The sequence below is a fragment of the Acidovorax sp. KPB24-03 genome, from assembly GCF_057546605.1.
On sequence record NZ_BAAJYR010000017.1, the window covers coordinates 21,257 to 35,094 of the forward strand.

Annotated in this window: 14 protein-coding genes, 2 tRNA genes and 1 pseudogene; 11 read left to right on the forward strand and 6 right to left on the reverse strand. The window is 63.6% G+C overall.

The features are described 5' to 3' along the window. Positions 1 to 128 precede the first annotated feature (128 nt). The 6 genes from AC27KI_RS04690 (at position 129) to greB (ending at position 3,925) form a co-directional block, all read left to right on the forward strand. Positions 129 to 1,040, forward strand: a complete 912-nt coding sequence (locus AC27KI_RS04690) for a rolling circle replication-associated protein (RefSeq protein ID WP_487112791.1) — start codon at positions 129 to 131, stop codon at positions 1,038 to 1,040. 234 nt (positions 1,041 to 1,274) lie between these two features. Beyond that, positions 1,275 to 1,868, forward strand: coding sequence for a recombinase family protein (locus tag AC27KI_RS04695; protein WP_487112793.1), 594 nt, complete (start codon positions 1,275 to 1,277; stop codon positions 1,866 to 1,868). A gap of 9 nt (positions 1,869 to 1,877) precedes the next feature. Continuing rightward, complete coding sequence (gene hrcA, locus AC27KI_RS04700) at positions 1,878 to 2,882, forward strand: heat-inducible transcriptional repressor HrcA (RefSeq protein ID WP_487112795.1); 1,005 nt, start codon at positions 1,878 to 1,880, stop codon at positions 2,880 to 2,882. A 19-nt stretch (positions 2,883 to 2,901) separates the two neighbouring features. Beyond that, a tRNA-Ile gene (locus tag AC27KI_RS04705) sits at positions 2,902 to 2,978 on the forward strand. A gap of 233 nt (positions 2,979 to 3,211) precedes the next feature. Next, positions 3,212 to 3,288, forward strand: a tRNA-Arg gene (locus AC27KI_RS04710). A 79-nt stretch (positions 3,289 to 3,367) separates the two neighbouring features. Then, positions 3,368 to 3,925, forward strand: a complete 558-nt coding sequence (greB, locus tag AC27KI_RS04715; protein ID WP_284407618.1) for a transcription elongation factor GreB — start codon at positions 3,368 to 3,370, stop codon at positions 3,923 to 3,925. Positions 3,926 to 3,942: 17 nt separating this feature from the next. Here greB and AC27KI_RS04720 read toward each other — a convergent pair whose 3' ends face one another. From AC27KI_RS04720 to AC27KI_RS04735, 4 genes and pseudogenes are all read right to left on the reverse strand, one after another. Next, entirely contained in the window at positions 3,943 to 6,213 is a 2,271-nt protein-coding gene (locus AC27KI_RS04720) for a RelA/SpoT family protein (RefSeq protein ID WP_284402680.1), read from the reverse strand. Positions 6,214 to 6,309: 96 nt separating this feature from the next. Then, entirely contained in the window at positions 6,310 to 6,513 is a 204-nt protein-coding gene (gene rpoZ / locus AC27KI_RS04725) for a DNA-directed RNA polymerase subunit omega (RefSeq protein WP_272564822.1), read from the reverse strand. Positions 6,514 to 6,531: 18 nt separating this feature from the next. Then, entirely contained in the window at positions 6,532 to 7,152 is a 621-nt protein-coding gene (gmk, locus tag AC27KI_RS04730; RefSeq protein ID WP_284429207.1) for a guanylate kinase, read from the reverse strand. Positions 7,153 to 7,192: 40 nt separating this feature from the next. Continuing rightward, positions 7,193 to 8,087 (reverse strand): annotated as a pseudogene (locus AC27KI_RS04735) (YicC/YloC family endoribonuclease). Positions 8,088 to 8,177: 90 nt separating this feature from the next. On the opposite strand from AC27KI_RS04735, the gene AC27KI_RS04740 reads away from it, so the two are divergent. The 5 genes from AC27KI_RS04740 to hemW all read left to right on the forward strand — a co-directional run bounded on the left by AC27KI_RS04740 (position 8,178) and on the right by hemW (position 12,930). After that, on the forward strand, positions 8,178 to 9,194 hold the full coding sequence (locus AC27KI_RS04740) for a serine/threonine protein kinase (RefSeq protein ID WP_272548837.1): 1,017 nt from the start codon (positions 8,178 to 8,180) through the stop codon (positions 9,192 to 9,194). Then, positions 9,191 to 10,093, forward strand: a complete 903-nt coding sequence (locus AC27KI_RS04745; protein ID WP_284424634.1) for a PP2C family protein-serine/threonine phosphatase — start codon at positions 9,191 to 9,193, stop codon at positions 10,091 to 10,093. The genes AC27KI_RS04740 and AC27KI_RS04745 overlap by 4 nt, the downstream gene beginning before the upstream one ends. Positions 10,094 to 10,190: 97 nt before the next feature. Continuing rightward, the gene (rph, locus tag AC27KI_RS04750; RefSeq protein WP_272564819.1) at positions 10,191 to 10,922 is read left to right on the forward strand and encodes a ribonuclease PH; all 732 of its coding nucleotides are present in this window, start codon (positions 10,191 to 10,193) and stop codon (positions 10,920 to 10,922) included. Between the two features lie 121 nt (positions 10,923 to 11,043). Next, positions 11,044 to 11,643: an RdgB/HAM1 family non-canonical purine NTP pyrophosphatase gene (gene rdgB / locus AC27KI_RS04755; RefSeq protein ID WP_487112798.1), complete on the forward strand. Its 600-nt coding sequence runs from the start codon at positions 11,044 to 11,046 to the stop codon at positions 11,641 to 11,643. A gap of 30 nt (positions 11,644 to 11,673) precedes the next feature. After that, positions 11,674 to 12,930 (forward strand): radical SAM family heme chaperone HemW, encoded by a 1,257-nt coding sequence (gene hemW / locus AC27KI_RS04760; protein WP_487112800.1) that lies wholly within the window; start codon positions 11,674 to 11,676, stop codon positions 12,928 to 12,930. Between the two features lie 60 nt (positions 12,931 to 12,990). Here the strand turns inward: hemW and AC27KI_RS04765 are convergent, their stop codons facing one another. Continuing rightward, positions 12,991 to 13,323, reverse strand: coding sequence for an I78 family peptidase inhibitor (locus AC27KI_RS04765; protein ID WP_284429204.1), 333 nt, complete (start codon positions 13,321 to 13,323; stop codon positions 12,991 to 12,993). Positions 13,324 to 13,449: 126 nt separating this feature from the next. After that, positions 13,450 to 13,838 (reverse strand): SPOR domain-containing protein (locus tag AC27KI_RS04770; protein ID WP_487112802.1); only part of this gene is annotated, 389 nt, incomplete at its 5' end.

Genomic DNA, 13,838 nt, shown 5'->3' on the forward strand with positions numbered 1-13,838 from the left:
GGCAGTACCGCCACAAGCGCGGTGGGCGCATTGATTTGTGGTTCTGAAAAAGGTGAAGCCCGCATGCGCGTCAACGCATCGGGCCTCGTGACAACAAAGGAAGGGTCTTTGCCGTGGAACGATATGTAGTGCACAAGGGCGTTTACTGTCAAGTGTTCGAGCAGGGTTGGAAGGTCAAGGATTGGCACTGCGAGGCCACGGGGCAACGCGAGTTGATGGCGTGGCGCCGCAAAATCTATGTGCCGTTGGATGACTACGACAACCCCGAAGTCCATGCCGGCCCGGACCTCGATCAGTCTGGTACGGAGGAGGAAAAAGCCCGCCTGGAGCGCCAGCGATTGCTGGGCCTCGAGCGTAGCGCGGCACGGGCTAAGCGCACGTGTCGGCACAAGATCAAGTCTGCTGCGGTGTCCTCGTTGCTCACGTGCACGTACCGCGAGGACCAGAGGGACTTTGACAAGATGCGCCGGGACTGGGCGGCCATGTTGCGCAAGCTGCGTAAGGCGATCCCCGGCTTTCGCGCAATCTACGCTTTCGAGAAACAGGGTCGTGGCGTTTGGCATGTCCATGCCGCCATAGACAAGCTGCCGACTCACCTGGATATTGCCGGGGAAGGGCGTGTGCGCTCTTGGGACTATTTGCGTCGCATGTGGCGATCCATCGTCGGCCGTGATAACGGCAACATTGACGTGGATGGTCATCGCAAAACACGGCACGGTTTGCCCGGTAAGTACCGGTCGTCGGAGTCCTTGGCCAAGCTGGCTGGCTACGTGTCCAAGTACCTGACGGAAGACCACGCGACAGGTCCGGCCGGCCGCAACAAATGGGGCAGCACGCAAGGCATTGATGTAGCAAAGCCGGTGGTGTTTGATATGCCTGAAATGTCGCTGGCTGACTTGGTGCAGGTGGCTTTCGGTCTGCCGGATGGTCATCGCATCGTGCGCCATCGCGTGGGGCAATTTGGCAAATTCTGGATGCTGTATTCAGAGCCCGGGGAGGCCGATATAGGCCCTGAGCCAGTAGGGGGGCACCATGGGTAGCACCGTGCAAAAACGCGAGAACGTTACCGGAAACACCAGTGCTGCCAGAGTGGCGGTGCATCGGTCCCAGCATGAGCGGCTGGATGTGTCTGTGTCTCCCAAGATGGGTGCCACCATCGCCGACATAGCATCGTTTTACGGCTGCACGAAGGCCGAAGTGGTCCGGTCGATGCTGCGGTGGGCTGCGGCAAATCGGGATTGGAAAAGGCAGGGTCTGATTTGGAGGGATTGACGATGGGGAGGCTGGTCGGCTATGCGAGAGTGTCCACTCGGGAACAGGAGACAGTCATGCAGTTGGCGGCCTTGCGCGCTGCTGGTGTCGCTGTGGTCTATGAGGAGCAGGCAAGTGCAGTGCGTCATAGGCCCGTGTGGGAGCAGTGTCTAGCTGGTCTGCGGTCGGGTGATGTGCTGGTGGTGTACAAGCTGGATAGGCTGGCTCGGTCTATCGCTCACTTTGTCGCCATGTTCGATATGCTCAAGGCGCGTGGTGTGGCTTTCCGGAGTCTCACTGAAGCATTTGAGACAGTCACTCCTCAGGGTCGCATGTACCTGCACCTGATGGCTGTGTTTGCTGAGTTTGAGCGGGAGGTGATTAGGGAGCGCTGTGTTGCTGGTCAGCGTGCGGCTCGTGCTGCTGGTAAGACTTGGGGCCGGCGGGCCCAGGTCTCGAGGGATGAGGTGGCTCAGGCGGTTCAGGCTTGGCGGAGTGGCTGGTATACGCAAGCTGTCTTGGCCGATATGCTGGGGGTGCCTGTAGGCACTTTGCGGTACCACATCCATCGCCATGAGGGCCGTGGCCAGTCGGGGGCGTGGGCCTCAGATAAGTAAAATGATTCAATGCTTGATGACCGTGCCAAGTTGTTGCTGAAGGCGCTCGTAGAGCGCTACATAGCCGATGGCCAACCCGTGGGTTCGCGTACGCTGTCGCGCGCGTCCGGTCTCGACCTCTCTCCCGCCACCATTCGTAACGTGATGGCCGATCTCGAAGAGATCGGACTGATCGCAAGCCCGCACACGTCTGCCGGCCGAATTCCGACGGCCAAAGGGTATCGCATGTTCGTTGACACCATGTTGACAGTGCAGCGCGAACAGCTGTATTCGCCGCAGCTGGCTGCAGAGCAACCGCAAAAGGTGATTGCCAACGCGGCGCATTTGTTGTCCAGCCTGTCCCAGTTCGTGGGCGTTGTCATGGCGCCCCGGCGTGCCTCGGTGTTCCGGCACATCGAATTCTTGAGATTGTCCGAAAAGCGGCTTCTGGTCATCATCGTCTCCCCTGAAGGAGACGTGCAGAACCGCGTGATCTTCACCGATGTGGACTACTCGCAATCGCATCTGGTAGAAGCGGCCAATTTCCTGAACAGCCACTATTCCGGAATGGACATGGACCAAGTGCGCGAGCGCTTGAAGACGGAGGTGGATCAGCTGCGGGAGGAAATCGGCTCGCTGATGCAGGCGGCTGTCAACGTCGGGTCCGAAGCGATGGCGGAGTCTCAGGACAATGTGGTGATTTCCGGCGAGCGCAACCTGCTGGCAGTCAGTGATTTTTCCAACGACATGGGCAACCTGCGGCGTGCTTTCGACCTGTTCGAACAGAAGACGCAGATCCTGCGTTTGCTCGATGTTTCCAACCGTGCAGATGGCGTACGCATCTTCATTGGGGGAGAGAGCCAGATCGTCCCTTTTGAGGAGCTTTCGGTAGTCACCTCTCCATATGAAGTAGACGGGCAAGTCGTAGGCACACTGGGGGTCATCGGGCCCACCCGAATGCCGTACGACCGGATGATCCAGATCGTGGACATCACTTCCAAGCTGGTTTCCAACGCGCTGAGTTACCGCAAGTAAGCACATACAATTGGCGCGGGGGGCGTTAGCTCAGTTGGTTAGAGCAGAGGACTCATAATCCTTTGGTCGCGGGTTCAAGTCCCTCACGCCCTACCAGTTCAACGGGCTTGATTGCTGTTCATGGCCATTCCTCGCGTGCCTGTTCAGGTGCACTGCGTGGACATGAGAGTTGAGATGCCTGCGTTTTCTGCAAACGAAGCCAAGCAGCCATCAAAAGATGGGTTAGAATTTAAGTCTTGCTTGATTGCGAAGTTCGTCACAGAGTTCGCGTAAAAATCAAAACAAGAATTGAATGATGGCGTTGAAAACATGCTATAATTCAAAGCTTAGCGGCTGTAGCTCAGCTGGATAGAGTACTTGGCTACGAACCAAGGGGTCGTGGGTTCGATTCCTGCCAGCCGCACCAAACGGTAAGCCCTAGAACAGTGATGTTCTAGGGCTTTTTCCGTTGGGGATTCGAATGCTCTCTGCATCAAAATGCGCCCATGAGCAAGGCATTCACCAAAGAATCGGATCAGTCCGATGACGAAGATTTTTCCCCAGCACCCCTTCCTGCGGGTAGCAAGAACTACATCACCCCTTCCGGTTACGCCAGGCTGCGCGATGAACTACTGGATCTCATCGACAACGAGCGGCCCAAGATCGTTGAAGTGGTTCATTGGGCTGCAAGCAATGGGGACCGTTCGGAGAACGGGGACTACCTGTATGGCAAGAAACGCCTGCGCGAAATTGATCGCAGGATTCGGTTCCTGACCAAACGACTCGAAATTGCCGAGGTGGTCGATCCCGCCATTCACGCCGGAAGTGATCAGGTGTTCTTTGGTGCCACGGTCCACTATGCGGACGATGAAGGCGTCGAGCGCACCATCACGATCCTGGGAATCGATGAAGTCGAGACGGGCCTGGCGCAAGTCAGTTGGGTGTCGCCGGTGGCTCGGGCCTTACTGAAGGCCCGCGAAGGGGATCAGGTTCAGTTGGCCACGCCAGGTGGCACGCGGACGCTGGAGGTTTTGGACGTCCGCTATCCCCAACCGGTGGCATAGGGAGCAAGGTGCCTGCCTCACCCCTGGGGCAGCACGCGGAAGGCGCGAAGCACTGCGGGCGTTCGGCGCAAATTGCGCAAGGAGGCCTCGACGTGTGACTGGTCTCGTGCAGCGATGACAAAACGCAAATCGGTCGTGTCCATGGCGGCTTCGTCATCCATGTCGACGTGAACGATGTCCGCTTCGGAGCTCGCCAGTTCGGCGGCGATGCGTGCCAAGACGCCCTTGCCGTTGGCCACGGTCACAACGATGCCGGTTTCGAACATGCGCGTGGGCTCATCGGCCCAGTCCACCGCGATAAAGCGCTCGCTGTCCTTGTGCTGAAGCTTTTTCGCCACGCTGCATTGGGCGTTATGAACCACCAGCCCTTCACCGCGCCCCAGGTAGCCTACGATGGGGTCTCCCGGTACCGGGCGGCAGCAATTCGCGTATTGAACGGATGCGTTCTCGCTGCCGTCCAAAGTCACGCCACCTTGCGACAGGGTTTCGTGGGATGAATACCTTTCACGGGTCAGCAACAGGGCATCGGGCCGGTGTCCATGCTCCGTCATCAGCACCATGAGTCGTTTCGCCACGATGCCCGCGATGCGTTTGCCCAGACCGATGTCGGTCATGAGTTCATTGCGTGTTCGATTGCCTGTGAAGCGGAGCAGCTTGTCCCACAGTGCCTGGTTCTCCGACTCAGTCGGCAGGCGTTCCAGCCCCTCGGCTCTCAGGGCCTGGGTCAGCAGCTTCTCTCCCAATCCCGCTGATTCAGTATGGGCCAGCGTTTTGAGGTAGTGGCGAATCTTCGAGCGTGCGCGGCCCGTGCGCACGAAGCCCAGCCAGGCGGGATTGGGTGTGGACACCGGCGCCGTGATGATCTCCACCACATCGCCGTTCTTGAGCTCGGTCCGCAAGGGGACCTGCTCATTGTTGATCTTGGCGGCCGTGGTGCGGTCACCCACATTGCTGTGGATGGCATAGGCGAAATCGACCACCGTGGCGCCCCGTGGCAGTGCCATGATCTGGCTCTTGGGGGTGAAGACATAGACCGCATCGGGGAACAGGTCGACCTTCACATGGTCCCAGAACTCCGCTGCATCCCGTGTTTCGTTCTGAATGTCGAGCAGCGACTGGAGCCACTTGGTGCCAAGGCGCTCCGCGGCCGATCCATCGGCATCCTGTGCTTTGTACAGCCAATGGGCGGCCACGCCGGCTTCCGCCACCACGTGCATTTCCTCGGTACGCATCTGGAATTCGATGTTGACCCCGGAAGGGCCGACCAAGGTGGTGTGCAGCGACTGGTAGCCGTTGAGCTTGGCAATGGCGATGTGGTCCTTGAACCGCCCAGGAACAGGCTTGTACATCTGATGCAGCACGCCCAGTGCCGTGTAGCAATCGACCACGGTCGGCACGATCACGCGAAAGCCGTAGATGTCTGTGACCTGGGCAAAACTGAGGTGCTTGGTGTCCATCTTCTGGTAGATGGCATAGAGCGTTTTCTCGCGGCCTGCGAGGCGGGCTTTCATGCCCAGCTTCGAAAACGCGGTGTCGACCTCGGTTTGAACCCGCTGCACAATATCGCGCCGCCGGTTGCGTGATTTATTCACTGCCTTGGACAGGGTCGCGTAGCGCCAGGGGTGGAGATGCCGGAATGACAGATCCTGCAACTCCCGGTAGGTCTGGTTCAGCCCGAGCCGGTGGGCGATGGGGGCATAGATCTCGAGGGTTTCGGAAGAAATGCGGCCCCATTTGCTGCGCGGCATGTCCGAGAGCGTGCGCATGTTGTGCGTGCGGTCGGCCAGCTTGATCAGAATGACCCGTACATCGCGGGCCATTGCCAACAGCATCTTGCGGAAGGACTCGGCCTGGTTCTCTTCGCGGGTGTTGAACTGCAGCTTGTCGAGTTTGGTGAGTCCATCCACCAATTCGGCCACCGGCAGGCCGAAGCGATCGATGAGATCGGACTTGGTAACGCCGCAATCTTCCATGGCGTCGTGCAGCAGTGCCGCCATCAGCGCCTGGCCATCCAGCTTCCAGGTGGCGCACTGGGCCGCTACTGCGATGGGGTGGGTGATGTAGGGCTCGCCGCTGTTGCGCAACTGCCCCAGGTGGGCTTCGTCGGCAAAGCGGTAAGCCTGCCGCACCTGTTCGATGCTGGCTGCGTCGAGGTAGCCGAGGTTCTCCGTGAGGGCCGCAAAACTGGCCGCTGCTGCGTTGGCGGCTGCTGCGGACGTGCCTCCCGCCGCCCCGCTTTCGCCGGGGCGCGGGTCTTGGGCAGATGGTTTATTCAAGACCGCATTCATCCCTTTAATGTAGCTTGCTGGGGAGATCGTGGTTTTTGGCCAAAAAAAAGCACCGCAAAGCGGTGCTATTGGGCTGCAGCAGCAGACCTGGGCGCGTCAGCCCGGGACCTTCTTCAGCATCTCCAGACCGACCTTGCCTTCGGCGATTTCGCGCAAGGCGGTCACCGCAGGCTTGTTGCGGCTTTCGATCTTGGGGGCATGGCCTTGGCTCAGCATGCGGGCGCGGTACGTGGCTGCCAGCACGAGTTGAAAGCGGTTGGGGATGTGCTCGAGGCAGTCTTCAACGGTAATGCGGGCCATGCGTCTTCTCCAGAAGGATCAGGTGATATTGAGGGATTCGAACGTATCGGCCCGTGCACGGCGCTGCGCCGCATACTTCAGCCGCTGAGCGTGGACGATGGTTTTCAGGTCGAAAAGCGCACGCTCAAAGAGTTCGTTGATTATAACGAAGTCGAATTTGTAGGCCTGTTCCATTTCCTGGGCGGCATTCTTCAGCCGGACCTCGATCACGTCCGGGGCGTCTTCGCCGCGGCGTTCCAGGCGGGATCTCAGTTCTTCCCAACTGGGGGGGAGTATGAAGATGAGGACGGCATTCGCAAAGGCCTGCTTGACCTGGATGGCGCCCTGGAAGTCGATTTCCAGGACCACATCGGCGCCTTGCGCGATGCGCTCCTCGATGGCCTTGCGGGATGTGCCATAGCGGCGGCCGTGCACGTGGGCCCACTCCACGAAGCCGTCCGAGGCAACCATGGCGTCGAATTCCTGCTCCGAGGTGAAGAAGTATTCGCGGCCGTGCTTTTCCTGCCCGCGTGGTGCCCGGGTGGTGTGCGAGACCGAAGGCTGCACATGGGAGTCCAGCTCCAGCAACGCCTTGACCAGGCTCGACTTGCCCGCGCCGCTGGGCGCTGCCACTACGAATAGATTTCCAGGGTAGTCCATGCGGGATAGGTGCTGGCTGCTATCAAAACAGGATTATCGCTCACTCGATGTTCTGGACCTGCTCGCGCATCTGCTCGATCAGGACCTTCATGTCCACGCTGATGCGCGTGAGTTCCATGGCGGCAGATTTGGAGCCGAGCGTGTTGGCTTCGCGGTGCAGTTCCTGGATGAGAAAGTCCAGGCGTTTGCCCACTTCACCGCCTTTCTTGAGCAGGCGTTCGATCTCGTCCAGGTGCGAATCCAGCCGGGTGATCTCTTCCGCGACGTCGATGCGGATGGCGAAGGCGGTGGCCTCGGTCAGGGCGCGGTCCTGAGCGGCTTCGGGCAGCGTGGCGTTGTCGGCCAGGGCCATGGCCTCCTTCCAGCGTTCCATGAAGCGCTGGCGCTGCTGCTCCACCAGCTTGGGAATCAGCGGCGTGGCCTGGTGGGCCAGGGCGCGCAGTTGTTCGAGCCGGTCCTGCAGCATGGCCGACAGGCGCTTGCCTTCGCGTTCGCGGGCTTGGAGGAGATCTTTCAGCGCTTTTTTCGGCCAGGGCCGGGACGGCATCGCTCCAGTCGTCCTGGGCGGAGCCGGCATTCGCGCACAGGCGCAGGGCGTCGGCGACGCTCAAGGGGGCCGCGTCGGGCAGCCAGGCGCGCACGGCGTCCTGCGCGGAGTTCAGCCGTTGCAGCAGGCGGGGTGCCGGGTCGGGCAGGGCGGTGGTGTCTTCGTTCTCGATGGAGGCGCGGACTTCGACCTTGCCCCGCTTGAGGCGGGCGGTGAGCAGGCTGCGCAGCACCGGCTCCTGAGCGCGTAGCTCGTCGGGCAGGCGGAACGACAGATCCAGGAAACGGCTGTTGACGGACCGGATCTCCAGCCCCAGGCGGCGGGTGCGGCCATCGGTTTCGCCCCCTCCCGCGGATGCACTTTGCTGTGCGCTGGCGTATCCGGTCATGCTGTAAACTGCCATTGGACTTTTCGGTGGTTGCTTGCGATCCGGCGATTATCCGGGTTCCGATTCGTGCCCGAGGTTTCTTCGCAAAATATGTCAAAAATCAAGCCGGCCCCCCTGCCGCCCGACACCACGATTGGTGGCTACCGCGTGGTGCGCCGGCTCTCCTCCGGCGGCTTCGGCGTGGTGTATCTGGCCATCGACCCGGACGGCCAGCAGGTCGCCATCAAGGAATATCTGCCGTCTTCCCTGGCCACCCGCGGCCCGGGCGAGTTGCTGCCCAAGGTGCCTCCCGAAAAGCTGTCGCTGTACCGCCTGGGCCTCAAGAGTTTCTTCGAGGAAGGCCGGGCCCTGGCGCAGATCTCGCACGCCTCGGTGGTGAGCGTGCTCAATTTCTTCCGGGAAAACGAAACCGTCTACATGGTGATGAACTACCTGGAAGGGGCCACCCTGCAGGACTTCATCATCACCGCGCGCGACCTCAAAACGCAGAAGGTGTTCCGCGAGTCCACGATCCGCTCGCTGTTTGACGAGGTGTTGCGCGGCCTGCGCATCGTGCACCAGCACAAGATGCTGCACCTCGACATCAAGCCGGCCAACATCTTCATCACCGACGACAACAAGGCGGTGATGATCGACTTCGGCGCGGCGCGCGAGGTGCTCTCGAAGGAGGGCAACTTCATCCGCCCGATGTACACGCCCGGCTTCGCGGCGCCCGAGATGTACCGCCGCGATTCGTCGATGGGCCCCTGGACCGACATCTACGCGATCGGCGCCTGCATCTACGCCTGCATGCAGGGATTCCCGCCCAACGAGGCGCCGCAGCGCTCCGACAAGGACCGCCTGTCGCTGGCGCTGACCAAGCTGCGCGGCGTTTACTCCGACAACCTGATCGAGGTGGTCGAATGGTGCATGGCGCTCGACCCGCTGTCGCGGCCCCAGTCGGTGTTCGCCTTGCAAAAGGAACTGAGCCGCGAGGGCGAGCGGCGCTACACCAAGCTGTCCGTGGGCGAGAAGATGCGCCTGCAGCTCGATACGCTGGTGTCCGATACCAAGAAGAATGTGCAGAAGGTGGGCGAGGCCACGCGAATGGGGGCGAAGCCGAAATGAAATTCTCCGTCTTCCAGGTCAGCCGTCGGGGCGGCCGCGAAACCAATGAAGACCGCATGGGCTACTGCTACACGCGGGAGTCCAGCCTGTTCGTGCTGGCGGACGGCATGGGCGGCCACCCGGAGGGCGAGGTGGCGGCGCAACTGGCGCTGCAGACGGTGTCCGCCGCGTTCCAGCGGCACGCCAAGCCCACGCTGGAAGACGTGCACGGATTTCTGGCCGACGCGCTGCTGGCCGCACACCACCAGATCCTTCGCTACGCGGCCGACCGCGGCATGCTGGACACGCCCCGCACCACGCTGGTCGTGGCGGTGGTGCAGGAGGGCTCTGCCAGCTGGATCCACTGCGGCGACTCGCGCCTGTACATGGTGCGGGGGGGCGAGCTGTTCACGCGCACACGCGACCACTCGTACCTGGAGCTGCGCAACATGCCGCTGCAGGGCATCGAACGGGTGAACCGCAATGTGCTGTTCACCTGCCTGGGATCGCCGACCAAGCCCATCTACGACATCACCGGCCCGGTGGCCCTGGAGCAGGGCGACCGCATCCTGCTGTGCTCCGACGGCCTGTGGGGCACGCTGGACGACGAGACCATCGCCCGCCAGCTGAGCCGCCTGCCGGTCTCGCAGTCGGTACCCGACCTGGTCGAAGACGCGCTGCGCAAGGCCGGCGACACCAGCGACAACGTGACCGTGGTGGCGCTGGAGTGGGAAACGCCCGATGCGTTCGAATCCACCCAGGGCATTTCGACCGACAGCATCAGCGACGACGGGTTTTCCTCCACGATCCAGGCCGGGCCGCTCGACATGGTGGACGATGACCTGGACGACGAGGCCATCGAACGCTCCATTGCCGAGATCAACGAGGCCATCCGCCGTTCGGCCGCACGCAAGGCCTGAACGCTCGCTCCGCCCGGCGCTTGGCCTGAAGCGGCGCCTGCCGGGTGACCGTTCTGTTTTCGCCGTCCTGTTTTCGTTTCCTACCGGACTCCATTCCATGACCTCTTTCACCCGCCCGGGCGGCCGTGCCGCCGACCAGTTGCGCCCGGTGCGCATCACCCGCCGCTACACCATGCACGCCGAAGGCTCGGTGCTCATCGAGTTCGGCAACACCAAGGTGCTGTGCACCGCGTCGGTGGAAGAGCGCGTGCCGCCCCACAAGCGCGGCAGCGGCGAGGGCTGGGTGACGGCCGAGTACGGCATGCTGCCCCGGTCCACCCACACCCGCAGCGACCGCGAGGCGGCCCGCGGCAAGCAGAACGGCCGCACGCAGGAGATCCAGCGCCTGATCGGCCGCAGCCTGCGGGCCGTGTTCGATCTCCAGCGCCTGGGCGAGCGCACCCTGCAACTGGACTGCGACGTCATCCAGGCCGACGGCGGCACGCGCACGGCGGCCATCACCGGTGCCTGGGTCGCGGCGCAGGATGCGGTGGCCCATCTGATCGCGCGCGGCAAGCTGGCCGAATCGCCCATCACGGCCCCGCTGGCAGCCATCTCGGTCGGCATCGTGGAAGGCACGCCGCTGCTCGATCTGGAGTACGTGGAAGACGTGGCCTGCGACACCGACATGAACGTGGTGATGACCGGCGCCGGCCACTTCGTGGAGGTGCAGGGCACCGCCGAAGGCGTGGCGTTCACCCGCCAGGAGATGGACCGCCTGCTGTCGTTGGCCGAAAAGGGCGTGGCCGAACTGGTGGCGCTTCAGCAGCAAGCGCTGCGCAACGGATAGCGATAGCGAACGCGGCCTTGGCCGTCCCTGGACGACCCCTTTGCACCGATGGAAATCGCATTTGCTATTAAATTTGTAGCAGTATGCCCTAGATGAATATGCGCTGGAAGCCATTTTGACCATGAAACTCGTACTCGCATCCAACAACCACGGCAAGCTGGCCGAACTGCAGACGCTGCTGGCGCCGCTCGGCGTGGTGCTCGTGCGCCAGGCGGACCTGGGCGTCGGCGAGGCGGCCGAGCCCTTTCGGACCTTCGTAGAGAACGCGCTGGCCAAGGCGCGCTTTGCCGCCCAGCACACGGGACTGCCGGCGCTGGCCGATGACGCCGGCCTGTGTGTCGATGCCTTCGGTGGATTGCCGGGCGTGGACACGGCGTATTACGCGACCCGATTCGGCTACGACAAGGGCGACGCGAACAACGTGCGCGCGCTGCTGGAGCAGATGCAGGGCATCGACCAGCGCCGCGCGGCGATGGTGAGCACCCTGGTGGCGGTGCGCACGCCCGAGGACCCGGAGCCGCTCATCGCCGTGGGCCGGGTCGTGGGCGAGATCGCGCGCGAGCCGCGTGGCAGCCAGGGCTTCGGATTCGATCCGATCATGGTCGTGCCCGAGTTCGGCAAGACCTTCGCCGAGCTGCCGACGGAGGTGAAGAACGCCCACAGCCACCGGGGCCGGTCGGCACAGCAGATGCTGGCGCTGATGCGCGAGCGCTGGTTCTGAGGCGCTGGCGCCTTTCGGAGATTCCTGGCCGTGTCCCTTTCCATTCCCATCGTTCCCGAGGCCTCGGCCGAGGCCGCGCCGGCGCCCGTGCGCGACGTGCAGCATTCCATGCGGCCGGGCGTGCTGCAGCTGGGCACGCTGCCGCCGCTGTCGCTGTACGTGCACCTGCCCTGGTGCCTGAAAAAGTGCCCCTACTGCGATTTCAACTCGCACGAATACCGCGAGGGCGGCGGTGCGCAGGCCCTGCCCGAGCAGCGCTACCTGGACGCCTTGATGGCCGACCTGGAGGCGGCGCTGCCGCTGATCTGGGGCCGGACGGTGCACAGCATCTTCATCGGCGGTGGCACGCCCAGCTTGTTCTCGCCCGCCGCCATCGACCAGTTGATCGGCGGCCTGCGCGCTCGGCTGCGCCTGGAGGCGGACTGCGAGATCACGATGGAGGCCAATCCCGGCACGTTCGAGAAGGACCGCTTTCGGGCATACCGCGCGGCTGGGGTGACGCGGCTGTCGATCGGCGTGCAGAGCTTCGACGACCGTTTCCTGAAGGCGCTGGGGCGGGTGCACGACGGTGCCCAGGCCATGGCCGCGGTGGAAGAGGCGGCGCAGTCGTTCGAGACCTTCAATCTCGACATCATGTACGCCCTGCCGGGCCAGACGCTCGCCGATCTGGAGCAGGACATGCGCACCGCGTTGGCGCTGGGGCCGCCGCACATCTCGATCTACCACCTGACCATCGAGCCCAACACGGTGTTCGCCAAGTTTCCGCCCGTGGTGCCCGAGGACGACCAGGCCTACGCCATGCTGGACCGCATTACCGAGATGACGGCGCAGGCCGGGCTGCAGCGCTATGAAATCTCGGCCTATGCGCGCGAGGGCCACGGCTGCTTCCACAACACCAACTACTGGCAGTTCGGCGACTACCTGGGCATCGGCGCGGGCGCGCACAGCAAGATCAGCTTCGCGCACCGCGTGGTGCGGCAGGTGCGCTTTCGGGACCCCGGACGGTACATGGACCACGCGCTGGCAGGCCATGCGGTGGCGCAGGACGACGAGGTGCGCCGGGCCGACCTGCCGTTCGAATACATGCTCAACGCGCTGCGCCTGCGCGAGGGGTTTGCGCTGCAGGACTTCATGGCGCGCACGGGCCTGCCGTTGACCGCGATTGCCAAGGCGCTGGACGAGGCTGAGCGCAAGGGCCTGATCGAGCGCGACATGGCGCGCGTGCGCCCGACCGAGCGGGGCTTCGATTTCCTGAGCGACCTGCAGGCGCTCTTTCTGGCCGACTGACGGGCGGGCGCTCCGGCGCCTGGACCGCCACCACCGGCCGAGCCCACCGGGTGCCGGTCGTCAGCCGCAGCGCGCCGCGACGATGCGGCCGTTGGCGTCCACCTGCAGGTTCAGGCGGGTGGCGTCGAACTCCTTGGTCACGATCTGGTCGGGGCGCAGCACGCGGGCCATCTGCGCGCCGGAGCGCACCCGGGCGTCTTCCACCACCTTGGCCGTGCTGTTCTGGCCGACCACCACCTGTGCGGGTGGGCCGCTGCAGATGCCGCCCGCGGGCGCGCCCGTGCTGCTGGTGGTGCCTGGCGTGGCGCTGCCCCAGGGGGCGTTGGTGGTGCAGCCGGCGGCCAGCAGGGCGGCGGCGATGAGGGCGAAGGCCGTCAGTGAGCGTTGGGACATGGTGGAAAGCGATGTCGTTGGTGAATGAAAGGAGCACACCTTAGCGCAGGGTGCTGGCGGCAGGGTCACCAGTGGTAACTCGGCAGCGGTCCCCGCGCCGTCCCCGCGGCCAGGGGGGCCGAAGGGTCAATTCCGCGCCGGCGCGGGGAGCGCCGCCGCTGAAGCATCCAGGCCCAGGTCGCGCACCTTGGCCGCCGCGGCGTTGGCTTGCGACGCGGAGGCGAACGGACCCACCCGCACGCGCAGCAGCTTCTGCCCGCCCGAGGTGGTGACGGGCTGCGACGTGGCTGGCAACCCGGCCTCCCGCAGCCGGGCATGGGCGCGGCGCGCATTGGCGGGTTCGGCGAAGAGGCCGACGTTGATGTACAGGCGCCGGTCGGGCGCGGCGGTCGCGCTGGATGCACTTGCAGCTGGGGTGGAGGTTTTGTCCGGGGCCGTCGCCGTCCGAGCCGCAGCGGGCTTGAGCGCGGAGGCGCGCGGTCTGGCCGGTTCGGCAGCCGCACGGGCTGGCGGGT

Excerpts from the sequence above, each read along its gene's own strand:
- rdgB (WP_487112798.1), top strand. The coding sequence starts at position 11,044 with ATGAAACTCGTACTCGCATCCAACAACCACGGCAAGCTGGCCGAACTG.
- gmk (WP_284429207.1), bottom strand. The coding sequence starts at position 7,152 with ATGGACTACCCTGGAAATCTATTCGTAGTGGCAGCGCCCAGCGGCGCG.
- AC27KI_RS04740 (WP_272548837.1), top strand. The coding sequence starts at position 8,178 with ATGTCAAAAATCAAGCCGGCCCCCCTGCCGCCCGACACCACGATTGGT.
- greB (WP_284407618.1), top strand. The coding sequence starts at position 3,368 with ATGAGCAAGGCATTCACCAAAGAATCGGATCAGTCCGATGACGAAGAT.
- rpoZ (WP_272564822.1), bottom strand. The coding sequence starts at position 6,513 with ATGGCCCGCATTACCGTTGAAGACTGCCTCGAGCACATCCCCAACCGC.
- AC27KI_RS04720 (WP_284402680.1), bottom strand. The coding sequence starts at position 6,213 with ATGAATGCGGTCTTGAATAAACCATCTGCCCAAGACCCGCGCCCCGGC.
- hrcA (WP_487112795.1), top strand. The coding sequence starts at position 1,878 with ATGCTTGATGACCGTGCCAAGTTGTTGCTGAAGGCGCTCGTAGAGCGC.
- AC27KI_RS04745 (WP_284424634.1), top strand. The coding sequence starts at position 9,191 with ATGAAATTCTCCGTCTTCCAGGTCAGCCGTCGGGGCGGCCGCGAAACC.
- AC27KI_RS04695 (WP_487112793.1), top strand. The coding sequence starts at position 1,275 with ATGGGGAGGCTGGTCGGCTATGCGAGAGTGTCCACTCGGGAACAGGAG.
- AC27KI_RS04765 (WP_284429204.1), bottom strand. The coding sequence starts at position 13,323 with ATGTCCCAACGCTCACTGACGGCCTTCGCCCTCATCGCCGCCGCCCTG.
- rph (WP_272564819.1), top strand. The coding sequence starts at position 10,191 with ATGACCTCTTTCACCCGCCCGGGCGGCCGTGCCGCCGACCAGTTGCGC.